Below are 22,131 nucleotides of genomic sequence, written 5' to 3' on the forward strand. Positions count from 1 at the left end.
GGCCACCCGGGAACCCGTGGGCCGGGCCCTGAGACCGCTTCCGCGCCAACGTCCCGGTCACAGTGGCCATCGCCGAACGCACCGGATGCACCGTGCTTAACGCCCTCTACGGCAACCGCCTGGACGACGCCGCACCCTGGCGGCAGGACGAGTGCGCGCTCGAGAACCTGGAACTGGCGGCCCGCACCGCCCAGGACGTGGCCACCGTCGTGATCGAGCCCCTCAACTCCATCGAGAGCCCGCGCTACCCCCTGGTGCGCACGCGGCACGCCCTCGACCTCATCGACCGCGTCGGAGAGGACACCGGCCACCGGCTCGGACTGCTCTACGACGCGTACCACATGCAGCGCATGGAGGGGAATCTGATCGACACCCTGCGCCGGCACGCCCCCTCCCTCACGCACGTACAGATCGCGGACGCACCCGGCCGCGGCGCACCCGGCACCGGCGAGATCGCCTACGGCCGGGTCCTGGACGCCCTGCACGAGACCGGCTACCGCGGAAACATCGGACTCGAGTACAAGAGCGCCGGCCCCGACCACGACGACTTCTCCTGGCTCCGCCCCGAAGGCCGCGGCCGCCTGCAGAGCGCCGCCCACGCCCCCGTCAGCCGCCACCTGACACCCAGCGAATGACCGCGGCCGCACCTCCGAGCAGCCCTGCGACCTGCCTGCCTCACCGATCGGCGTGAACCCCGCGCGGCCCACACGGGTCACACAGTGAGAGGGTGCCCCGGCGCGAGAGCGCCGCCTAGACTGGGCGCCCTCCCACCCGCGGCCCGCCCCGCAACGGAACGGCGTCCCCGACGCCGCGCGCGGTTGGCTACGATCACTGGGGCCGCAGGCAAGACAGACACGTCAGAGTCGGAGGTTGAGGACGTTGGGTCCTTTGGAGAGCAACGACCCGGAACGCATCGGCCGGTACCGGTTGATCGGCCGGTTGGGCGCCGGCGGGATGGGTCAGGTGTTCTTCGGACGCTCCGGCGGCGGCCGCGCGGTGGCCGTCAAACGCATCCACCCGCACATGGCCGCCGACGCCTCCTTCCGTGAACGCTTCGCCCGCGAGGTCAACGCCGCCCGCCAGGTCAGCGGAGCCTTCACCGCACCGGTCATCGACGCCGGCCCCGAGGACGAGGTGCCCTGGCTGGTCACCTCCTACGTGCCCTCCCTGCCGCTGGACGACGCCGTGCAGAACCACGGCCCCCTGCCCGAGCCCACCATTCGCGTGCTCGCCGCCGGACTGGCCGAGGCCCTGGCCGAGATCCACCGCGCCGGCCTCATCCACCGCGACCTCAAACCCGGCAACGTCCTGCTGGCCGAGGACGGGCCCCGCGTCATCGACTTCGGCATCGCCCGCGCCACCGACGGCACCGCCGCCACCCAGTCGGTCATCGGCACCCCCGGGTTCATGAGCCCCGAACAGGTCCAGGGCGAGACCATGACCCCCGCCAGCGACCTGTTCGCCTACGGCGCCGTGCTGGCCTACGCCGCCACCGGCACCGGCCCCTTCGGCGAGGGCAACATGCCCACGATGGTCATGCGCATCATCAGCAACGAGCCCGACCTGAGCAGCCTGCCCGACGGCCTGCGCCGCCTGGTCGCCGCCTGCCTGGCCAAGGACCCCAACCAGCGCCCCACCCCCGGGCAGATCCTCGACTACGTCGGCGACGTGCCCGCCGGCACCTCCTGGCTGCCCCCGGCCGTCATGAGCGGGGTCCAGGAACAGGTCGCCCAGGTCAACAAGGCCCTGGCCACCTCCGCCGGCGAGACCGCCGCCCACGAACGCACCCAGGGCATGGGCCCGGGCGGGGCCGCGCTCCTGGGCGGGGCCGCCGGTGTGGCCGCCGGCGCCGCGGCCGCGCACGCCCTGAGCGGTGACGACCCCACCCAGGCCGCACCCGCCGACCAGAACGGCCAGGGTGCGGGCGACGCCACCTCCGTCATGGGCCACCAGTCCCAGCAGGGCACCGCGCCCCTGCCGGCCACCCAGCAGCAGAGCCCGCCCACCGCCCAGTACGGACAGGGACAGGACCAGGACCCCTACGCCGACCTGTACGGCGAACGCCGCTCGGCCACCCCCGACCCGGCCGCCCAACAGGCCCAGCGCCAACAGGAGCAGCGCCGCCGACAGGAAGAACAGCGCCGGCAGCAGGAGGACCAGCGCCGGCAGCAGGAGGCCGAACGCGCCCACCGCGAACGCCTGCGCGCCGAACAGGACGCCACCCGCCGCGCCCAGGCCGAGGCCCGCCGCGCCGGACAGCCCGGCCTGTGGAGCTTCGTCAAACTCCTGCCGCTGCTGATCCTGCCGCTCATCCAGATCCCGCTCGGGTACGGCGCCGCCCTGGCCTGGTCCTGGTTCACCACCGAGACCGACGTGTGGACGGGCACGCCCTACTACTTCGAGCCCCTGTCCATGGACTCCTTCTGGCACGCCACGATGCTGGGCTACTTCCTGCTCAACAACCTGGTCTCGCTGGAGTACCTCATCCGCTCGCTGCGCACCTCCTACGTGGTGGGCTCGGTGCTGGCCCTGGCCGTCATCGCCGCCACCAACGGGCTCCTGTACAGCTTCGGCTTCTGGGCCTGAACCACGCCCGGGGCCCGAGCACCACCCGGACCCCGAACAGAACACCGCAGGGGCGGGGCCGCACACCGCGGCCCCGCCCCTGTGCTGTCTCCCGAGCCTCACCCGGTCAGGTCGGGGATCACCCGGGGCCCCACCCGTTGCACGTAGTCGCGGAACAACCGCACCGCCGGGGGCTCGTACCCGCCTCCGGACCCCTCCGCAGGCCAGACCACCCCCAACGGGCGTTCGGTGTCGCCGTCGGCGATCGCCAACTCCACCGTCCCGGGCAACGGACCCTCCGGCCGCGCCGGCAGCACCGACACCCCCAACCCCGCACCCACCAGCCCGCGCGCGGTCGCGATGTCGTCGGCCTCGAAGGCCACCCGCGGCGTGAACCCGGCCCGCTCACCCATCCGGTCGGTCAGGTGCCGCACACCCCGCCCCTCCTTGAGCAGGATGAACTCCTCCTGCGCGGCCGCCAACGGCACCACCTTCGCCGTCGCCGATGCCAACCGGTGCTGCTCGGGCACCACCAACCGCAACGCCTGGGTGTGCAGCACCGACGAGACCAACCCCGGGACCGCGGGCAGGGGAGAGGTCAACGCCAGATCCGCACCGCCCGAGGAGACCCGCCGCAACGACTGCGCCCACGGCTCCTGCGTCAGACTGAACCGCACGCCCGGGTGCTCGACCCGGAACCCGCGCAACAGCGCCGGCACCACCTCCACCCCGAGCGTGGGCAGGAACGTCAACGCCACCCGCCCCTGCTCACCGCCGGTGATCTCCGACACCCCGCGGGTCAGATCCTCCAGCGCACGCTCCACGTGCGGCAGCAGCAACCGCCCCGCCCGCGTCAGGCGCACACCACGCCCGGTGCGCTCGACCAGCGCCAGGCCCAGCTCGTCCTGCAGCCGCGACAAAGCCCTGCTCAGCGTGGGTTGGGGCATACGCAACGACTCCGCCGCCTGGGTGATGTGCTCGGTGCGCGCCACCGCCCTGATCATCCGCAACCGGGGCACCAGGGCCGCCAGGAACCGGTCCGCCTCGGGAGAATCCATGCAAACCAGTATGCATCAACGTGAAATCATGCATTGGACGTATGAAAACGCGCGTTCCTAGCGTGGAATCATGACCGTGACCAGCACATCCACACCCGACCGCGACGCACGCCCCAGGGCCGGCACACCGGCCTACCGGCGCACGGTCATCGCCCTGGTCGCCGCCGCCGTGGCGACCTTCGCCCAACTCTGGTCGGTCCAACCGATCCTGCCCGCCGTCGCCCACGGCTTCGACACCACCGCCGCCCAGGCCGCCCTCACCGTCTCCCTGGCCACCGGCGGCATGGCAGGCTTCACCCTCGTCTGGAGCGGCCTGGCCGACCGCCTGGGCCGCGCCCGCGTCATCACCCTCTCCCTGCTCCTGGCCACCCTCCTGGGCTGCTTCGCCCCCTTCGCCGGCGACCTCGTCCTCCTGCTGGTCCTGCGCACCCTGCAGGGCGCCGCGCTGGGCGGGGTCCCAGCAGCCGCCGTGGCCTACCTGTCCGAGGAGATCCACCCCGCCGACGTCCCCCGCGCCACCGGCCTCTACATCGCCGGCAACCCCCTCGGCGGTATGGGCGGACGCCTCCTGGCCGGCATGGCCGCCGAGTACGGGGGATGGCAGTGGGGCGTGGCCGCCAACACCCTGCTCGGCCTGGTCGCCCTGGCCGTCTTCGTCCTGGTCCTGCCCCGGCCCCACGCCCGCGCCTCGGCCTCCCGCCCCGACACCGGCGGGGGAGAGGGCATGGGGCCGCGCCTGCGCTCGGCCCTGACCACCCGCGGGCTCCTGCCCCTGTACGCCCAGGCCCTGCTGCTCATGGGCGCCTTCATGACCGTCTACAACCTGCTCGGCTTCCGGCTCATGGACGAGCCCTTCGGCCTGAGCCAGGCCGTGGCCTCCCTGCTCTTCCTGGCCTACACCGCCGGCATGGTCGGCTCCACCGCCGCCGGATCGATGACCGTGCGCTGGGGCGGCTACACCGTCCTGACCCTGGCCCACGTGCTCATGGTCGCCGCACTGGCCGGCCTGACCGCCCCGTACCTGGCCGCGGTGATCCCCGCCCTGCTCGTACTCACCTACGGCTTCTTCAGCGCCCACGCCACCTCCTCGGCCTGGGTGGGCACCCGGGCCGTGCACGGGCGCACCCAGGCCATGGCCATCTACACCCTCTGTTACTACCTGGGCTCGAGCCTGTTCGGGTGGATGGGCGGCCTGGTCTACGACGCCGTGGGCTGGAACGGCTCCCTGGCCTTCGCCGCCGCCCTGACCACCCTGGCCGGCCTCATCGCCCTGCGCCTGCGCCGCCTGCCCGCCGGGCCCGCCACCCCCTGACCCCGGCCGCGCCCCAGTGCCCCTGCCCCGGATCCGCGCCCGGGGGAGGGGCACACGTGTTTTGGGGCGCCGTTGGGCGAGAGGGGACCCGGCCCCGGGCACGGTGGGGGAAGACAGCCCGAACCGAAGTAGTTTAAGATTCAACAACATTGGCCGACCACCGGCGAGCCCCACGGAAACGGAGACGACATGGACGTGCGCCCGGCGGGGATCCACCACGTGACCGCCATCGCCAGCGACCCACAGGCCAACGCCGACTTCTACCTGAACGCGCTGGGCATGCGCATGGTCAAGCGCACCGTCAACTTCGACTCGCCCGACACCTACCACCTCTACTACGGCGACCGCGCGGGCAACCCCGGCACCATCATGACCTTCTTCCCCTGGCCCGGCGCGCCCAAGGGACGCCTCGGCGCGGGCCAGGCCACCACCACGACCTTCTCCGTGCCCGAGGGCTCCCTGGGCTGGTGGGCCGAGCACCTGGCCGCCCTCGACGTGCCCACCAGCCGGCCCGCCGAACGCGGCGAGGAGGACGTACTCACCCTGCGCGACCCCGACGGCCTGCTCATCGAACTGGCCGCCTCCACCGACCACCACGACACCGAACCCTGGGACGGCGCAGAGGTCCCCACCGAGCACGCCATCCGCGGCATCCGCTCGGTCACCATGACCGAACAGGACGTCGACGGCACCGTCGAGATGCTCCACGGGCAGCTGGGCTTCCGCCTGGAGAGCGAGGACCAGGGGCGCCTGCGCTTCCGCACCAACGCCGCAGAGGACGGCGTCGGCACCATCGTGGACGTGCTCGCCCGCCCCAGTGCCGAACGCGGCCTGGTCGCCGCCGGAACCGTCCACCACGTCGCCTACCGCGCACCCGACGGCCACGCCCAGGAGGCCTGGCGTCAGACGCTGGCCGAGGACGGCGTCGGCGTGACCGAGATCCGCGACCGCAGTTACTTCACCTCCATCTACTTCCGCGAACCCGGGGGAGTGCTGCTGGAGATCGCCACCGACGGCCCCGGCTTCGACTACGACGAACCCCTGCTCGAACTGGGCCGCTCCCTCAAGCTGCCCCCGTGGCTGGAACCGCGCCACGAGCAGATCGCCGCGTCCCTGCCCGACCTGGAGGTGCGCTGATGGCGGTCGACGACTACGTCCACGTGTGGGAGCCGGCCACCGAGCCGGGCGCGCCCACCGTCCTGCTGCTGCACGGCACCGGCGCCGACGAGCACGACCTGCTGCCCCTGGGGCGCGCGCTGGCCCCCGGGGCGGCGCTGCTGTCCCCGCGCGGTCGGGTCGACGAGAACGGGATGAACCGGTGGTTCCGCCGCCTGCGCGAGGGTGTCTTCGACGTCGACGACCTCATCGAGCGCACGGACCACCTGGCCGCGTGGATCGAGGAGGCGATCGAGGCCTACGCGCTCTCGCCCGAGCGCCTGGTGGTCAGCGGGTTCTCCAACGGCGCCAACACCGGGGCCGCCCTGCTGCTGCTCCACCCCGGGGTGGTGTCGGGGGCCGCGCTGTTCGCCGCCGGTGCACCCCTGCAGGGGCGCGAGCCCGACCCCGTCGACCTGAGCGGGACCAAGGTCTTCCTGGGCTCGGGTGTGGCCGATCCCATCACCACCATCGACCAGGCCAGACTGCTGGGCAGCCAGCTCGAGGAGCGGGGTGCGCAGGTGACCGAGCGCGAGCACCCGGGCGGGCACCAGTTGGCGCCCGACGTCCTGGCTCAGGCGCGTTCCTGGTTCTCCGAGTCCGGCTTCTGAACAGCTTCTGATCGGCGGCGGCGTCCCCTGACCCCGGGCGCCGCCGTCCCCCTTCGCCCCGGTTGGGATCTACACCGTAAGGGCGACATTTCTGTGTACTCTCCCCCAGACAGAACACACCCTCCCCCCGGGTGCCCCCACCAAGAAAGAACCCATGACCCGCTCACTCCCGTCCCGGGGACGGTGACGCATGGAACCCGAGATCCTCGGCCTCCTGCTCGCCGTCGCCCTCGCCGCCGGCTGGATCGACGCCGTCGTCGGGGGAGGAGGGCTGCTCCTGCTGCCCGCGCTCCTCGTGGGAGCCCCCAACGCGCCCCTGGCCACCGTTCTGGGCACCAACAAACTCGCCTCGGTCTTCGGCACCACCTCGGCCGCCGTCGCCTACGCCCGCAGAGTCAGGGTCGACCCGCGCCTCGTGGTGCCCACCGCCCTGCTCGCCCTGGTCGGATCCGGCCTCGGTGCGGGCCTGGCCACCGCCCTGACCAGCGAGGTCCTGCAGCCCATCATCATGGTCGTGCTCGCCGGTGTGGCCCTGATGGTCTACTTCCGCCCCACGATGGGCGCCGCCACCGACCCCGGTCTGCGCACGCGCAACCGCCTGTTGGCCACCATCGCCCTGGCCGGCCTCGGCATCAGCTTCTACGACGGCCTCATCGGCCCCGGCACCGGCGTCTTCCTCATCATCGCCCTCACCGCCGTCCTGGGCCTGGACTTCCTGACCGCCTCGGCCTCGGCCAAGATCGTCAACGCCTGCACCAACCTCGGTGCCCTCGTCGTCTTCGCCGTCGGCGGCCACGTCGACTGGCTCCTGGGCCTGACCCTGGCCGTGTGCACCATCATCGGCGCCCAACTCGGCGCCCGCACCGCCCTCAAGCGCGGCAGCGGATTCGTGCGCGCCGTCCTGCTCGTGGTCGTGCTCGCCCTGCTCATGCGCATGGGCTGGGGCCTGTTCGCCTGATCCCCTTTCCAGGAAACAGAACGGAACCACGGCGGGCTCACACGTCCGAATCTCTCGAACCCTCACCGGCGGGAGAGAACACAAACGCAACCGCCCTGTCGGCCCCCGGCCTCACCCCTGCTCGGCCCCGCCCCGGTGTGCGTACAGGACCCGCGTGAGCAACCCCAGCAGGGCGGGCATGTCCACCGCCTCGGGGTCGTGGAGCCACTGCAGTTGGAGGCCGTCCATCGCCGCGACGAGCAAGGCGGCGGTCTCCTCGGGCGTCGGCTGCGGCGCGGGGGCCTCCTCGTGCTCCGATTCCCGCACGGCCTCGGCCACACGTGTGCGCAGCTCTTCGTAGCGCGCGCGGAAGAAGGGGCCGGCCGGGTGGTCGTCGGTGACCGCCTCGGCGGTGAGCAGGGCGTGCAGGCGCACCACACCGGGGCGCTCGGTGTTGCGTTCGGCCAGGCCCGTGAGCCGGTCGATGTCGCGCAGGCCCCCGAAGTCGGCCGTGTCCACCGCGTCGCGGCGTGCGAGCACCGCCACCAGCAGCGCTTCCTTGTTCGGGAAGTGGTGCAGCAGCCCCTGCTGGCTCAGGCCCACCCGCTGTGCGACCGCCGCCAGCGAACTGTTGCGGAACCCGTGCTCGGCGAACTCCTCCAGCGCCGCGTCCTCGATCTGTCGGCGCCGGTCGGTGGCGGGCGGCCTGCCCCGGCCGCGGCGCGGACGTTCCGGGACAGGGGCAGGTGGGTTCTCGCTCATCGGGCCAAGGTTACGTGTCCCCCGCCGAGCACCGGCTGGGCGCCGGTCCACGGGGCCCTCGCAGGTATGGGGTGCGCAGGGGTGCTTCACAACCGGAAGTTAAGCGATTAACCTGAGGGCAACATTTTTCCGAGTGCTCAGTAGGTAAATTGCTGGGGCGCTCCGCCCACGCCGACCAGGGAGCGACATGAGCGCACCGAACGACCCCCGAACCGACCGCGCGCAGCGCGTCGAGCAGGCCCTGAACGCCCTCGACCTGGAAGGCAAGGTCCGCCTGCTCTCCGGCGACTCCATGTGGGCCCTGCCCGCCGACCCCGCCATCGGCCTGGGACGGCTCGTGATGTCCGACGGCCCCGTGGGCGTGCGCGGCGAACACTGGAGCCCCGACGACCCCTCCGTCCAGCTGCCCAGCCCCACCGCCATCGCCGCCACCTGGGACCGCGCCCTCGTCCGCCGCGTCGGACACCTGCTCGCCCAGGAAGCACACCGCAAGGGCGTCCACGTCCTGCTCGCACCCGCCGTCAACATGCACCGCTCACCCCTGGGCGGGCGCCACTTCGAGACCTTCTCCGAGGACCCCTACCTGACCGGCGAGATCGGCTCCGCCTACGTCCAGGGCGTCCAGGACGGCGGCGTGGGCACCACCGTCAAGCACTACGTCGCCAACGACTCCGAGACCGACCGCTTCACCGTCGACGTCCGCGCCGACGAGCGCACCCTGCGCGAGATCTACCTCGCCCCCTTCGAACACATCGTGAACCGCGCCCGCCCCTGGGGCGTGATGTCCGCCTACAACCGGGTCAACGGCACCACGATGACCGAACACACCGACCTCAACGCCGTCCTGCGCGAGGAATGGGGCTTCGACGGCTTCATCGTCTCGGACTGGACGGCCGCCCGCGACACCGTCGCCGACGCCCTGGCCGGGCTCGACGTGGCCATGCCCGGGCCCAACACCGTCTACGGACACCACCTGATCGACGCCGTACGCGACGGCCGTGTCCCCGAGGAGGCCGTGGACGCCCTCGCCCGCAGGGTCCTGCTGCTGGCCTCCCGCGTCGGCCTGCTCGAGGGCACCCCACCCGCCGTCCCCCACGCCGACCGCCCCGCTCCGCTCGACGGCCGGGCCGTGGCACGCGAGACCGCCTCGCGCTCCTTCGTCCTGCTGCGCAACAACGACCGCGCCCTGCCCATCGACACGGCGCGCACACGCAGGATCGCCCTCATCGGCCTGGCCGCCTCCGAGGCCCGAACCAGCGGCGGAGGCAGCGCCAGCGTCTTCGCCGAGCGCACCGTCACCCCGCTCGAAGGACTGCGCGAGGCCCTGCCCGAGGACGTCGAACTCACCTACGCCGTGGGCGCCGACCCGCGCGCCGCCCTGCCGGCCGTGGCCACACCCCTGACCGCGACCTTCCACTCGACCGACGGCCGGGTCCTGGGCACGGACCCCCTGTCCGACGGCACCGCGCGCTGGATCGGCGAACTGCCCGACGGTGTGACCATGGGCGAACTCGACCGCATCGAGGTGGAGGGGACCCTGGTCCCCGAGACCACCGGCGAGCACCTGGTCGGGGTGACCGGCGCCGGCACCTACACACTCACCGTCGACGGCCGCACCGTCTTCGAGGGCGAGCTCGCGTTCGAGGGCGACGACCCGGCCGCGGCCATGTTCGACCCGCCCGCCACCACACACCCCGTCCACCTCACCGCGGGCGAGCCCGTCCGGCTGAGCGTGGTCCGCGAGGACGCCGCCAAGAACGTCGGCGGCGACTTCGCCTTCATCGGCTTCAACCTCACCCACCGCGAACCCATGCCCGACGGCGACACCCTCATCGAGGAGGCCGTCGAGGCCGCACGGGGCGCCGACACCGCCGTCGTGCTGGTGGCCACCACCGCCGAGGTGGAGTCCGAGGGCTTCGACCGCGCCTCCCTCGCCCTGCCCGGGCGCCAGGACGAACTGGTGGCGCGCGTCGCCGAGGCCAACGGCAACACCGTGGCCGTGGTCAACGCCGGCTCCCCGGTGGAGATGCCCTGGCGCGGGGACGTGTCCTCGATCCTGCTGACCTGGTTCGGCGGGCAGGAACTCGGCGGTGCCCTGGCCGACGTCCTGCTCGGCCACCATGACCCCTCCGGCCGCCTGCCCACCACCTGGCCCGCCCGCGAGGCCGACGTGCCCGTCCTGTCGGTGACCCCCGAGGACGGCGCCCTGGACTACGCCGAGGGTGTGCACGTGGGATACCGCGGTTGGGAACGCGCCGACGCGGAACCGGCCTTCGGGTTCGGGCACGGCCTGTCCTACACCCAGTGGCGCTACGACTCCGCCGAGGCGTCCCCGGCCGAGCCCGGTGAGACCGATGCCGACGGTCTTCCCGTGCTGGCCACCGTGCGGGTGCGTGTGACCAACACCGGGGAGCGCTCCGGCCGCGAGGTCGTCCAGGTCTACCTGGCCCCGCACGAGCCCGGCGATCGCCCCGCCAGGACCCTGGCCGGCTTCGCCACGGTCACCGCCGCGGCGGGTGAGAGCGCCGAGGCCGTCGTCACGCTGCCGCGCGAGGCCGTGCGCACCTGGGCCGCCGACGCCGATGAGTGGGAGTACGTCCCCGGCGGCTACGACCTGCACGTGGGCCGTTCCCTGCACGACACCCGCCTGACCGAGCAGATCCGGGTCGCCTGAACCCGACGGTCCTCCCGAGGGCCACTGCGGGGGGCCGGCGCGTACCGAACACGGGTGCGGGCCGGCCCCGCAGTCCTGTCTCAGGTCTGGCGCCGCACCAGCACCGGAGACCAGGGCGACAGGTGCACCTGGGTGTCCTCCTGGACCGCGCCCACGATGCTGCGTGCCACCTCGTCGTGGCCCTGGCACTCCATGCGCACGGTCGTCAGCTCCGGGCGCAGCATCCGGCAGACCATCGTGTCGTCGGCGCCCACCAGTGCCACACGTTCGGGTACACGGACCCCGGCGTCCAGCAGCGCCCCCAGCAGCAGCCCGCTGAACTCGTCGTTGTAGCCGAACACGGCGTCGGGCAGGCCGTCCTCCAGCCACCCGGCCACCACGTCGGCGGCCGAGTCGGGGGTCCAGTCCATCTCCGCCGGTCGCACGGCCGCGCCCTGGTCCTCGGCCACCTCCTTCAGGCCGGTGAGCCGCTCGTTCCCCATCCGGGCGAGCAGTTGCGTCCGCGGCACGAGGGCCGCGATGTCCTGGTACCCGCGCTCCACCAGGTGCCGGCCGGCGGTGTGCCCCAGACCGCGGTGGTCCATGTTGAGCGTGGACACACCCGTGCCCGCGCTCTCTTCGGGGGCCACACCCACGGCGAACACGTGGATGCCGGCCTTGCGCAGGACGTCGGTGCCGGCCTCGGTGAGCCGGTCGCGGGGGGCGATGACCGCAGCGGGGCGCATCCCGGCCCAGCTGCGCGCCGCCTTGACCCCGCGGTGGCGCTCGGCCCCGTACTGCACGAGCGTGTACCCCAGCCCGCGCACGCTCTGGGTGAGCCCGTGCACGAAGTCCGCGGCCAGGGGGCCCTGCACGATGTCGGCCTGTACGTGCAGGAGCAGGTCGGTGGTTCCCTTGCGCAGCGAACGCGCGCTCGCGTGCGGCACGTAACCGAGCTCGTCGGCGACGCTGCGCACGCGGGTCCTGGTCGCCTCGGGGATGCGGCGCCCCGCAGGGGCGTCGTTGAGGACGTAGGACACGGTCGCCGTCGAGACCCCCACCTTGCGGGCGATGTCGGTCAGGGTGGCGGGCCGTGGGCGGATCGAAGTCATAGCGCTATCTTGCCCTGTCGGTTCGGGCCGCCGGTACCGGCAGGAGATGCGCGGCAGCCGGGGGAGGGGTGCGTGTGTGAACCGGGTGTGAACAGGTCATTGACTCGGTTAAACGTGTAACTTAGATTAATCGAATAACCGGCGCCGGTACAGCTGCTCTCCACCCCCATGACCCCTGATAGCAGGGAGCTGTCACATGTCCGAACACACACCCCCCGACTCGGACGCGGCCGCCCGCCCCGACGGAACCGCCCTCGGTGCCCCGCCCACCGGACGGCGCGGACTGGTCCGGCTCGTTCCCCTCCTCGGCGCCGGCAACCTCGCCGTCTACGCCTTCTACATCGGGATCTCGGGTGTCCTGCTGCCCCTGCACATCCAGGGACTGCACCCCGGCGACGAAGAGGCCGCGGTGGCCAACCTCGGGATCGTCACCGGTGTCGCAGCGGTCTTCGGCACCCTCTTCAACCCGATCGGCGGCGCCCTCTCCGACCGCACCCGCACCCGCTGGGGCAGGCGCAACCCGTGGATGGTCGGCGGTGCCCTGGCCGCCCTCCTGGCCGCCGTCGTGCTGGGGCTGGCCGACTCCGTGCTCATGGTCCTGCTCGGCTGGTGCCTGGCCCAGGCCACGATGAACCTCTGCCACGCCGCCCTGACCGGGATCCTGCCCGACCGGGTGCCCGACCACAGGCGCGGGACCGTGGCCTCGGTCATGGGCATGGCGCTCTCCGTGGCCGGCGTGCTCGGCACCGGGCTCGCCGCACTGTTCACCGAACGCATCGAACTCGGCTACATCGCGCTCGGCGGGGTCGCCGTGGCCGCCGTCGTCCTGCTCTGCGCCTTCACCCACGACCCCCGTGGCGACGAGCTGCCCCCGCCCCCGCCCCCGCCCGCCGAGCGCGTGGCACCCCTGGTCGCCCTGGGCCGGTTCCTGTCCGCGCTGACCCACCGCAACTTCGCCCTGGTCCTGATCGGGCGGGCCCTGCTCTTCCTCGGCTACTTCCTGATCATCGGCTACCAGCTCTACATCTTCGACTACTACATCGAGCTGCCCGACAGCATCTCCCCGGCCGCCGCGGTCCCCATCGTCACCGCGCTCGGCGCCGTGGGAACCGTCGTGACCGCCGCGATCGGAGGGCCCCTCTCCGACCGCCTCGACCGGCGCAAACTCTTCACCCTCGTCTCCGGGGTGGCCTCGGCGCTCGCGATGCTCATCCCGTACTACGCGCCGACCTGGACCGGCATGATCGTCTTCGGGCTGGCCCTCGGCGGCGCCTTCGGCTGCTTCCTGGCCGTGGACACCGCCCTGGCCACACTCGTGCTGCCCAACCACGAGAACTACGCCCGCGACATGGGGTTGCTCAACATCGCGGCCGCCGGCCCGCAGATCATGGCCCCCTTCATCGCCTCGATGATCATCCTGCACGTGGGCGGGTACAGCTCCCTGTTCCTGGTCGGCGCCGGTGTCGGACTCCTCGGCGCCCTGTCCATCGCCTTCGTCAAAGGTGTGCGCTGAACACACTCCTGGGTTGGCCCACCCCTCCCACCGGGCACAACATTCGCGTACGACACCACAGGAGGGCCCCGCTCACCCCCGACACGGGACCCACAGACCGGGAAGGCCACCCGTGACCCTCCACATCTGCTCCCTCATCCGCGACACCGACCAGACCGTGCCCGCCGACGGCGCCTACCACGTGGTCCGCTTCCCCTTCGGCGACGCCGAGTCCTCCGACACCCACGAGATGCACCAGGTCCGACAGCCCGACGGCCACACCATCGAGGACTGGGACTCCGACCCGCGCTCGGGCTTGATCTGGCCCACCGTCGCCGGCTGGGCCAGCCTGACCGCCATGGTCCAGTGGGAGAGCGGCAACTACAGCGAACTGCGCGACCGCTTCGTACGCGACCCCCTCGACCTCGCCGACGGCTCCGACGCCACCGCCACCGACCACCGCGCGCCCAGCCCCGGCATGCAGTGCTTCACCAAACACCACGAGATCTTCGTCGATCCGGACACGCCCCTGGCCCTGGCCGTGGCCCACGACGACAGCAGCGGCCGCCGCCTCGTACACGCCCAGTTCAAGCTCGCCATCGACGGCGACGTGGCCTGACACACCTGTGGGGCCCGGCAGTGCTGCCGGGCCCCACAGGTGCACCGCGTGCTCAGAGCGGGTCGATGCGCGCCTTGAGCAGGCAGAACTCGTGGCCCTCCGGGTCGGCCAGCACGTACCAGGGCTCCTCGCCGCTCTGCCCCACGTCCACGCGCCGCGCCCCCAGCGCCAACAGCCGATCGAGCTCGGCGTCCTGGTCGCGGTCGGTGGCGTTGACGTCCAGGTGCAGCCGCAGCTTGCCCTGTTTGGGCTCCTCGGTCGGGCTCAGGATGATCGTCGGCTGCGCCCCGCCGAACCCCTCGCGCGGGCCGATCTCGATGCCGTCCTCCTGCCGGTCGAGCACGACGTGGTCCAACACCTCGCACCAGAACCGCGCCAACGCCTCGGCGTCGTGGCAGTCGATCACGAGCTCACTGATACGGCATGCCATGGTTGGGTCCCGCCCTCTCCGCGCTTCCTCGTGTGTGTCGGCTAGCCGGCCTGCCCGCGGTGTTCGGCGAGCTGGATCAGGTTGCCGCACGTGTCGTCCAGTACCGCGGTGGTCACCTCGCCCATGTCGACCGGCGGCTGCGTGAAGTCCACACCCAGCCCGCGCAGCCGCTCGTACTCGCCCCGCACGTCGTCCACGTCGAACGAGGTGTAGGGGATCCCGTCGGCCACCAGGGCCTCCTTGAACGGCTTCACCGCGGGGTGCCCGCTGGGTTCGAGCACCAGCTCGACCCCGTCCGGGGCCGCCGTCGAGACCACGGTGATCCACCGCGCCTCACCCAGGGGAACGTCGTGTTTCTTCACGAACCCCAGGGTCTCGGTGTAGAAGCGCAGGGCCTGCTCCTGGTCGTCGACGAAGACGTTGGCCAGAGCGATCCTCATGATGTTTCCCCTGTTCCGCCGGGATCACTGCCCGGCCTGCGCAGCCACCGCTCGACGATCGGTTCGAGCGGGGCCGTGTCGATCTCGTGGAACTTGTAGCGGCCCTCGCGCCTGGTCCGCACCAGCCCGGCGGACTCCAACACCTCCAGGTGCTGCGAGATCGCCTGCCGTGAGGAGGCGAGCCCGTGGTTGGTCGTCAGCCGCGCGCAGAGCTCGAAGAGCGTCTGACCGTCGCGTGCGGTCAGTTCGTCGAGGATCGTGCGGCGGGTGGGATCGGCCAGGGCCTTGAAGGCGTCAGTCACGGCCCCACTATAGGCAAGCACTCACTTGCATGTCAATGACGCTGCAGGTCATCGGGGAGATGGGTGACGTGGATCGTCGGCCGCCTGACGCTTGAGTCCGACGCGACGTCACCCTTTTTAATGGGCGGAGCCAAGCACCACCAGCGGAAGGCCTCCCCGTGAACGATCCGGCTGAACGAACACGCCCCGACGCCGCCGACTATGCCCGCGCGGAGCAGATGCTCGCACCCCACAGAGACCGCCTCCTACCCGGTGCCTCCGTCGCACCGCAGTGGTCCGTCGACGGCACGCGGTTCTGGTACCGGTCGGGGACACGCCACGTCGTGGTCGACCCGACGGCGGGCACCAGACGTGATGCGTTCGACCACGAACGACTGGCGCAAGCGCTGTCACAGAGCTCCGGACACACGGTCGGGGCCGACGACCTACCTCTGACGTCCCTCGCCTTCGAGACCCCGGGCAGCGACGCCGGCACCATCCGCTTCTCGGCGTTCGACGCCCGCTGGGAATGGTCGGACCACACCGCGACCTGCACCCGGATCGAGCACGACCACCCCGCGGGACCGGGCGAGGTCGCCTCACCCGACCGGGCATGGGTGGCGTTCCGGCGTGAGGGTGACGTGTGGGTGCGCAGCCGCGACGGCCGGCAGGAGTTCCCCCTCACCGAGGACGCGGAACCGGACTGGGACTACGGCGGCCTGCCCGACGCCGCCACGAAGGTGTCGCTGCCCTTGCAGGGCCTGAACGCGCCGCTCGTGGCCGAGTGGTCCCCGGACTCCACCCGGCTGCTCACCCACCGCATCGACCAGCGGGGGCTGCCCGAACAGGTGTTGGTGGAGTCGGCCCCACCCGGGGGCGGGCGGCCCGTGGCGCACCACATCCGCTACCCCATGCCGGGCGACGAGGCCCAGGCGACGGTGTCGTGGCGCGTGCTCGACGTCGCTTCCCGACAGGTCGTCGGCGAACAGGGCGACCCGGAGGTCCTCTCGGTCCACAACCTCTCGCGACGGTGGTGGACGGGCCGGCACGGCAGCGCGATCCACGTCCTGCACCAGTCGAGGGACGGGCGCACCCTGGAACTACGCCGTCTCGACCCGCTCACCGGCGCGCGCACGACGTTGGTCACCGAGACCGACCGCACCCGGGTGGACCCCTCGCCCTACCTGCACCTGCCGCCGGTGATGCGTGTGCTGGACTCCGGGGAGATCCTGTGGTGGTCCCAACGCGACGGCTGGGGCCATCTCTACCTCTACTCCGCCGACGGCGGGCGGGTCGAGCGGGTCACCGAGGGTCCGTGGTTGGTCCACCGGGTGCTGTGGGTCGACGAGGACCGCCGTCAGGTGTGGTTCCTCGCGTGCGGACTCCACGCCCACGACCCCTACGTCCGACAGATCTGCCGCGTGGACCTCGACGGCAGTGGGTTCGTGCGGCTCACCGACGACGACCTCGACCACGACGCGGTCAGCCCTGTGCAAGGGGGATACCTCCTGGACCGGGCCTCGAACGTGTCCACGCCGCCGCAGGCCCGGGTGCTCGACGGCGACGGGCGGTTGCTGGTCGAGCTGGAGGCCCCGGACACCGCGTCGCTCGAAGCGGCGGGTTGGAGCCCGCCCGAGCGGTTCCGCACCCTGGCTGCCGACGGGCGCACTCCGATCCACGGGGTGCTGTGGCGTCCGCACGGCTTCGACCCGGCCAAGCGCTACCCCGTCATCGACCACTGTTACCCCGGACCCAACACGCACCGGGCCTCGCCGGCGTTCGGGAACCTGTTCACCGGGGAGCCCGAGGCGCTGGCCGCGCTCGGGTTCGCCGTGGTCGCGATCGACGGCCGGGGCACCCCGCTGCGCAGCAAGGGGTTCCTGGACCACTCCTACACGGGTGACCTTGGCATGTCGGCGGCGCTGGCCGACCACGTCGCCGCGATCCGCGAACTGGGGGAGCGCCACCCCTGGCTGGACACCGGCCGGGTGGCCATGACCGGCGATTCCGGGGGCGGGTTCGCCACGGCCCGTGCCCTGCTCACCCAACCGGACTTCTACACCGTGGGGGTCGCGCGTACCGGCGCGCACGACTTCTCGGTCTACCTGCCGTTCTGGACCGAACAGTTCTGCGGCGAGCCGAGCCCGGAGAACCGCCGGGCCATGGTCAACACGCACCTGGCAGCAAACCTGCGCGGCAAGCTCCTGCTGATCGACGGGGAGCTCGACGACAACGTGCTGCACTACCAGAGCCTGCGCCTGGTCGACGCGCTCATCGAGGCCGACGCCGACGTCGACATGCTTCTCGTGCCCGGGGTCGACCACGGTCTGACCGGCCGTTACCACTACATCACGCGGCGGACGTGGGACTACCTGGTGCGCCACCTGCATGGCGTCGAGCCCCCGGCCTACCGCATCGCTCCGCTCCCGCCGATGCCCGAGTGGGCGCTCATCCCGTCCTGAGACCATCCTCCCCGGCGACGGCGACGGCGACGGCGACGGCGACGGCGGGGGAGGGGTCAGAGTTCTCGGATGCGGTCGAGCACCGAACGCATCAGTTCCATGCTCGGCCGTTCGCGCTCGGTCCCGACCTCGTCGACCACCATCAGGCCGCGGTCCAGCAGGTCCGAGAGCAGGATGCGCACCACACCCAACGGGAGGTCGACCCGTGCTGCCGCCTCGGCCACCGTCACCGGGCGCACGCACAGCGCCAGGATCTCGCGGAGCTCGGTGTCCACGTGCGGCTCCTCCACCGCCGGGACCGCGACCACCCGGGCGTCCAGGGGCAGGTCCTCGCGGGAGGGAAGCGTGCGCCCGCCGGTCAGTGAGTAGGGGCGGATCAGGGCCGCCTCCGGCTCCCGTGGCCAGAGCCCGCTCACCGGGCCACCCCCTGCGTGGGGGAGGGGAGGGGTGTGCCGTGGGCTGCGCCGGCTCGGGGCAGGGGACGTGGGTGTGCGTGGTGGGCCATGGGCTCGCTTCCGGGGGAGAAGCGGCGGGGACGGGCCGTCCCTGCCTGGGGTGGGGGAGTGACCGGGGTCTCCCAGAGTGAACCGTCGGGGGAGCGCCGGTGCAAGGCCTGCGACACGAGAGGGGCGTGGATGTGGGCCGTCGTCCCAGGTGGACCTCGTCGTGGCCGCATGCGGCCACTATAAAATCTACACTGTAAAGGCTCCCCGGCTTTTCTCAAAAAAAGCTTCAAACACAATCGCGCGGCTACGCCGCACCGACCACAGACAGACCGCGCCGCACACGCAACACCTGCGGCCCACTGGGTAGGGACAGGCCAGGTACCCGACTACGAAGGGGGAGAGTCCCATGGCTCTGAGCGACGCACAGATCGAAGAAGGCCTGGCACGGCTCCAGGACTGGCGGCGCGAGGGCGCCGAACCCGTCATCCACCGCACCGTCCGTCTGCCCGGGTTCACCGACGCCATCGCCCTGGTCGACGACATCGCGCAGGTCGCCGAGCAGGTCGACCACCACCCCGACATCGACATTCGCTACAACAAGGTCCACCTCGCCCTGAGCACACACTCCGAGGGCGCACTGACCGACAAGGACATCGGCCTGGCCGCCCGCATCGACGAACTCGTGCCCCACCACCAGGGCTGATCCGCCGGCGGGCCCGGGCGGCCGCCCTCAGCGCAGCCGGGCCCGCCGCATCTTGCCCGAAGCCGTTCGCGGCAGCTCTGCCACGAAGTCGACCTCCGCGGGAGCGGCGTGCGGGGCGAAGCGCTCACACACCCACTCGCGCAGCTCCTCGGCCAGCCCGTCGCGGGCCTCGAACCCGCTCGCGAGCACGATGCGGGCGCCGATCAGCTGCCCGGCGATCTCGTCGGGCACCGAGTAGACCCCGCACTCCTCCACCGCCGGGTGTTCGTTGAGCACCGTCTCCACCTCCGAGGGGCCGATGCGGTACCCGTGGGTGAGGATCGCACCGTCGTCGCGGGTGGAGAAGTGCAGCCGGCCCTCGCGGTCCAGGATGCCGGTGTCACCGGTCAGGTAGTGGTCGCCGTCCGGGGTGAAACGCACCTGCGAGGCGGCCTCGTTGTCGAGGTAACCGGTGAACCAGGACAGCGGGCTCTGCCGCAGGTCCACGGCGATACGCCCGTAGGCGCCCACGGGGGCCGGCTCGTCGCTGATGGCCTCGAGCACCTGCACCTTCCACCCGGGCAGGGATCCGCCGACCGCCCCGGGCACCAGCGTCTGTTCCGGTTCGCCGGTGTCGCCGTTGGGCACCCCCGCGCACCAGCCCAGTTCGGTCTGCCCGTAGTGGTCGCGCACCGGGACGCCGAACATGTCGGTGACCCACTCGATGACCTCGGGGGAGAGCTGCTCGCCGGCGCTGGACAGGCGCTGGACCACGACCTCGGGCGGCAGCGTCTTGGTGGCCGCGCGCAGGGTCCGGTAGGTCGTGGGGTCGGTGGCCAGGTTGGTGACCTGGTACATGCCGAGCACGTCCAGGGTCAGTTCGGGGTCGAAGAAGCCGGCCCGCAGTGCCAGGGAGGCGTGCCCGGCCAGCAGCGGGGAGATGACGCCGTGGTAGAGGCCGTGGGCGGTGCCCGGGTCGGCGGTGTTCCAGTAGACGTCCTCGTCGTCGACACCGAGGCCGTAGTGGTGGTGGGAGTGCATGGCGGCCAGGGCGCGGGCGGGCACGACCACGCCGCGGGGTGGGCCGACGGGTGCGGAGACGAAGACGACGGCGATGGGGCCGTCGCCGCCGACGGCGGTCTCGGGTGCGGGGCCGTGGCCGCGTTGTGAGAGTGCGGCGAGGGTGTGGTCGCCGTTGCGGGTGGGTTCGGGGCCGATGGTGGCGATGTGCCAGGGGGGTGGGGTGTCGGTGTCGAGTTTGCCGCGTTGTTCGTCCTCGCAGATGACGAGGCGGGCGTTGGATCCGGTGAGGCGTTCGGTGATGGCGGAGGGGGCGAAGGAGGAGAGGAGGGGGACGAGGACCCCGCCCAGGCGCCACACGGCCAGGGCGGTCACGGCGAGGTCGATGCCTTTGGGCAGGAGGGTGGCGATGCGGTCGCCTTGGCCGATGCCGAGGTCGGCGAGGCCGGTGGCGAGGTCGCGGGAGCGTTGTTGGAGGTCACCGAAGGTGAGGGTGGTGGGGGCGAGGGTGGGGCCGATCTCGGTGATGGCGGTGGCGTGGGGGTCGTGGCGGTCGCAGAGCAGGTGGGACACCGACGTGGTGGGTGTGTCGTAGGTGGCGAGCCAGTCGGCCACGCGCTGTGCGGGGTCGGGCATCGGTGGTGGTCCTCGTTTTCGGTGGTGTGTGGGTTTGGCCGTGTTACGTCAACACTATGCCCACCTGTGAGGGGGACCTCACTCGCGTGGGTGGTTGACGTGGTTGGAGGATGGGGCCATGGAGAGCTCTGTTGTGGTGGATCGGTTCGGTTTGTCGGCGGATGTGGGGGAGTGGTTGGAGGAGGCGGAGCGGTTGCCGGCTCCGGGGCGGCCGTTGTGTGTGCCGGTGGGTGATGAGGCTGCGCGGGTGTTGGATCTGTTCGCGTTGGAGGGGCGTGATCGGGAGGAGGTGGAGGCGTTGTGGCCGGGTGATGCCGGTGGGGGGCGTGGTGGGTCTCCGGGGGCGTGGTCGGCGGAGTTGTGGCATGTCGTGGAGTGCATGTATCGGCGGTTGTGGGCGGATGCGGAGTTGCCGGTGGGGCGGTTCCGGTGGTGGCCGTCGTTGGTGGATGTGTCGGATGTGCGGTTGAGGGTGGCGTCGTTGTGGGCGTTCGCGGCGATGGTTGCGGTGCAGTTGGAGGTGCAGGGGCGGTGGGGTGTGCCGCGTTCGGTGACGGTGGGGACGTTGGCGGATGTGGGTGCGCAGGTGCGGCGGTCGCGGGTGATGTGGGGTTGGTTGTCGTTGGAGACGTCTGGGTGGGTGGCGTTGCAGTTCCGGGGTGGGTTGTTCCGGGTCGGGGGGTTGCAGTTGGAGCCGGCTCGGTTGGTGAGTGAGTCGGGGGTGGAGTGGTACGGGGAGGCGGAGGCTGCTGGTTTGGGTGAGGGGATGGGTGTGGGGGGTCCGGTGTTGAGGTTGCACATTCCGACGGGTGGGTTGGATCCGGCGGGTGTGGATGAGTCGTTGGGGCGTGCGCGGGCGTTCGCGCGTGGGTGTTTGGGTTTTGATCCGGTGGTGGCCACGTGTACGTCGTGGTTGTTGGATCCGCAGTGGGGTGAGGTGTTGGGGGAGGGGTCGAACATTGTGGCTTTTCAGCGTCGGTTCACGTTGGTGGGTGAGGGGCGTGCGGGGGAGTCGGATGTGTTCCGTTTTGTGTTCGGGTCGCCGGTGGTGGATGTGGAGCGGGTTCCGCGGGGGACGCGGTTGGAGCGTGCGGTGGTGGATCGGTTGGTGGCGGGTGGTCGGTGGTGGGTGAGGACGGGTTGGGTGCGGTTGTCTTAGGGGTGTGAGGGGTCTGCCGGTGGGTGGGCCCCTTTTTTTGGGCCCGATGGGTTGTCAGTATGGGTTGACATGGTGGTCTTGTCAGTCCATACTGACATGCATGGACGAGAAGATGACCGAGCAGGGGACCGGCGGCCCCGAGGAGGGGTTGCGTGCGGTGTCGGCTCTGCGCCGGTTGGCCGAACGGGTCGAGGCCGAACAGGTGTCCCGGGCCCGGCAGGCGGGCTGGTCGTGGCAGCAGATCGGCGATGCCCTCGGGGTGACCCGGCAGTCGGTGCACACCAAGTACGGAGGTTGAC

20 protein-coding genes and 1 pseudogene are annotated in these 22,131 nt (G+C 71.6%); 13 read left to right on the forward strand and 8 right to left on the reverse strand.

Features of this window, described 5'->3' with window-relative positions; all coding sequences use genetic code 11:
- Nucleotides 1-50: 50 nt before the first annotated feature.
- Both IDM40_RS12020 and IDM40_RS12025 read left to right on the forward strand, forming a co-directional pair.
- Nucleotides 51-635 (forward strand): annotated as a pseudogene (locus IDM40_RS12020) (TIM barrel protein); the annotation flags it as partial.
- A gap of 253 nt (nt 636-888) precedes the next feature.
- Complete coding sequence (locus tag IDM40_RS12025; RefSeq protein WP_235997535.1) at nt 889-2,586, forward strand: serine/threonine protein kinase; 1,698 nt, start codon at nt 889-891, stop codon at nt 2,584-2,586.
- Nucleotides 2,587-2,684: 98 nt separating this feature from the next.
- Here IDM40_RS12025 and IDM40_RS12030 read toward each other — a convergent pair whose 3' ends face one another.
- The gene (locus IDM40_RS12030) at nt 2,685-3,623 is read right to left on the reverse strand and encodes a LysR family transcriptional regulator (RefSeq protein ID WP_193122059.1); all 939 of its coding nucleotides are present in this window, start codon (nt 3,621-3,623) and stop codon (nt 2,685-2,687) included.
- A 70-nt stretch (nt 3,624-3,693) separates the two neighbouring features.
- Between IDM40_RS12030 and IDM40_RS12035 the strand changes: the two genes are divergently transcribed.
- The 4 genes from IDM40_RS12035 (at nt 3,694) to IDM40_RS12050 (ending at nt 7,659) form a co-directional block, all read left to right on the forward strand.
- Nucleotides 3,694-4,935, forward strand: coding sequence for an MFS transporter (locus IDM40_RS12035; RefSeq protein ID WP_193122060.1), 1,242 nt, complete (start codon nt 3,694-3,696; stop codon nt 4,933-4,935).
- Nucleotides 4,936-5,124: 189 nt separating this feature from the next.
- Nucleotides 5,125-6,072: a ring-cleaving dioxygenase gene (locus tag IDM40_RS12040; RefSeq protein ID WP_193122061.1), complete on the forward strand. Its 948-nt coding sequence runs from the start codon at nt 5,125-5,127 to the stop codon at nt 6,070-6,072.
- Complete coding sequence (locus tag IDM40_RS12045; protein WP_193122062.1) at nt 6,072-6,701, forward strand: alpha/beta hydrolase; 630 nt, start codon at nt 6,072-6,074, stop codon at nt 6,699-6,701. The genes IDM40_RS12040 and IDM40_RS12045 overlap by 1 nt, the downstream gene beginning before the upstream one ends.
- 190 nt (nt 6,702-6,891) lie before the next feature.
- On the forward strand, nt 6,892-7,659 hold the full coding sequence (locus IDM40_RS12050; RefSeq protein ID WP_193122063.1) for a sulfite exporter TauE/SafE family protein: 768 nt from the start codon (nt 6,892-6,894) through the stop codon (nt 7,657-7,659).
- A gap of 111 nt (nt 7,660-7,770) precedes the next feature.
- On the opposite strand, the gene IDM40_RS12055 is transcribed toward IDM40_RS12050, so the two are convergent.
- Nucleotides 7,771-8,400, reverse strand: a complete 630-nt coding sequence (locus IDM40_RS12055; protein ID WP_193122064.1) for a TetR/AcrR family transcriptional regulator — start codon at nt 8,398-8,400, stop codon at nt 7,771-7,773.
- Nucleotides 8,401-8,587: 187 nt separating this feature from the next.
- Here IDM40_RS12055 and IDM40_RS12060 point away from each other — a divergent pair, with 187 nt between their 5' ends.
- On the forward strand, nt 8,588-11,074 hold the full coding sequence (locus IDM40_RS12060) for a beta-glucosidase family protein (protein ID WP_193122065.1): 2,487 nt from the start codon (nt 8,588-8,590) through the stop codon (nt 11,072-11,074).
- Between the two features lie 80 nt (nt 11,075-11,154).
- On the opposite strand, the gene IDM40_RS12065 is transcribed toward IDM40_RS12060, so the two are convergent.
- Nucleotides 11,155-12,165, reverse strand: coding sequence for a LacI family DNA-binding transcriptional regulator (locus IDM40_RS12065; protein ID WP_193122066.1), 1,011 nt, complete (start codon nt 12,163-12,165; stop codon nt 11,155-11,157).
- A gap of 196 nt (nt 12,166-12,361) precedes the next feature.
- On the opposite strand from IDM40_RS12065, the gene IDM40_RS12070 reads away from it, so the two are divergent.
- Both IDM40_RS12070 and IDM40_RS12075 read left to right on the forward strand, forming a co-directional pair.
- Nucleotides 12,362-13,678: an MFS transporter gene (locus tag IDM40_RS12070; RefSeq protein ID WP_193122067.1), complete on the forward strand. Its 1,317-nt coding sequence runs from the start codon at nt 12,362-12,364 to the stop codon at nt 13,676-13,678.
- A gap of 112 nt (nt 13,679-13,790) precedes the next feature.
- Nucleotides 13,791-14,276 carry a hypothetical protein gene (locus tag IDM40_RS12075; RefSeq protein WP_193122068.1) on the forward strand — a complete coding sequence of 162 codons (486 nt, stop codon included), beginning with the start codon at nt 13,791-13,793 and terminating at the stop codon, nt 14,274-14,276.
- 52 nt (nt 14,277-14,328) lie between these two features.
- Here the strand turns inward: IDM40_RS12075 and IDM40_RS12080 are convergent, their stop codons facing one another.
- Genes IDM40_RS12080 through IDM40_RS12090 form a run of 3 tightly spaced genes read right to left on the reverse strand, consistent with a single transcriptional unit; the run spans nt 14,329 to nt 15,448 of the window.
- On the reverse strand, nt 14,329-14,706 hold the full coding sequence (locus IDM40_RS12080) for a VOC family protein (RefSeq protein ID WP_193122069.1): 378 nt from the start codon (nt 14,704-14,706) through the stop codon (nt 14,329-14,331).
- A gap of 41 nt (nt 14,707-14,747) precedes the next feature.
- Complete coding sequence (locus tag IDM40_RS12085; RefSeq protein ID WP_193122070.1) at nt 14,748-15,146, reverse strand: VOC family protein; 399 nt, start codon at nt 15,144-15,146, stop codon at nt 14,748-14,750.
- On the reverse strand, nt 15,143-15,448 hold the full coding sequence (locus tag IDM40_RS12090) for an ArsR/SmtB family transcription factor (RefSeq protein ID WP_193122071.1): 306 nt from the start codon (nt 15,446-15,448) through the stop codon (nt 15,143-15,145). The genes IDM40_RS12085 and IDM40_RS12090 overlap by 4 nt, the downstream gene beginning before the upstream one ends.
- A gap of 158 nt (nt 15,449-15,606) precedes the next feature.
- Here IDM40_RS12090 and IDM40_RS12095 point away from each other — a divergent pair, with 158 nt between their 5' ends.
- The gene (locus IDM40_RS12095) at nt 15,607-17,889 is read left to right on the forward strand and encodes a S9 family peptidase (RefSeq protein WP_328807003.1); all 2,283 of its coding nucleotides are present in this window, start codon (nt 15,607-15,609) and stop codon (nt 17,887-17,889) included.
- 56 nt (nt 17,890-17,945) lie between these two features.
- Here the strand turns inward: IDM40_RS12095 and IDM40_RS12100 are convergent, their stop codons facing one another.
- Nucleotides 17,946-18,305 (reverse strand): DUF742 domain-containing protein, encoded by a 360-nt coding sequence (locus IDM40_RS12100; RefSeq protein ID WP_328807004.1) that lies wholly within the window; start codon nt 18,303-18,305, stop codon nt 17,946-17,948.
- Nucleotides 18,306-18,741: 436 nt separating this feature from the next.
- Here IDM40_RS12100 and IDM40_RS12105 point away from each other — a divergent pair, with 436 nt between their 5' ends.
- Nucleotides 18,742-19,038 carry a 4a-hydroxytetrahydrobiopterin dehydratase gene (locus IDM40_RS12105; RefSeq protein ID WP_193122072.1) on the forward strand — a complete coding sequence of 99 codons (297 nt, stop codon included), beginning with the start codon at nt 18,742-18,744 and terminating at the stop codon, nt 19,036-19,038.
- Nucleotides 19,039-19,065: 27 nt separating this feature from the next.
- Here IDM40_RS12105 and IDM40_RS12110 read toward each other — a convergent pair whose 3' ends face one another.
- A complete protein-coding gene (locus IDM40_RS12110) occupies nt 19,066-20,673 on the reverse strand; it encodes an AMP-binding protein (protein ID WP_193122073.1) in 1,608 nt (535 codons plus the stop codon).
- Between the two features lie 118 nt (nt 20,674-20,791).
- Between IDM40_RS12110 and IDM40_RS12115 the strand changes: the two genes are divergently transcribed.
- Both IDM40_RS12115 and IDM40_RS12120 read left to right on the forward strand, forming a co-directional pair.
- Nucleotides 20,792-21,832 (forward strand): acyltransferase domain-containing protein, encoded by a 1,041-nt coding sequence (locus IDM40_RS12115; RefSeq protein ID WP_193122074.1) that lies wholly within the window; start codon nt 20,792-20,794, stop codon nt 21,830-21,832.
- 100 nt (nt 21,833-21,932) lie between these two features.
- Nucleotides 21,933-22,130 carry a hypothetical protein gene (locus IDM40_RS12120; protein ID WP_193122075.1) on the forward strand — a complete coding sequence of 66 codons (198 nt, stop codon included), beginning with the start codon at nt 21,933-21,935 and terminating at the stop codon, nt 22,128-22,130.
- The last annotated feature ends 1 nt before the right edge of the window (nt 22,131 follow it).

Origin of the sequence: Nocardiopsis coralli (assembly GCF_014892575.1) — a bacterium.
Classification (GTDB): Bacteria; Actinomycetota; Actinomycetes; order Streptosporangiales; family Streptosporangiaceae; genus Nocardiopsis; species Nocardiopsis coralli.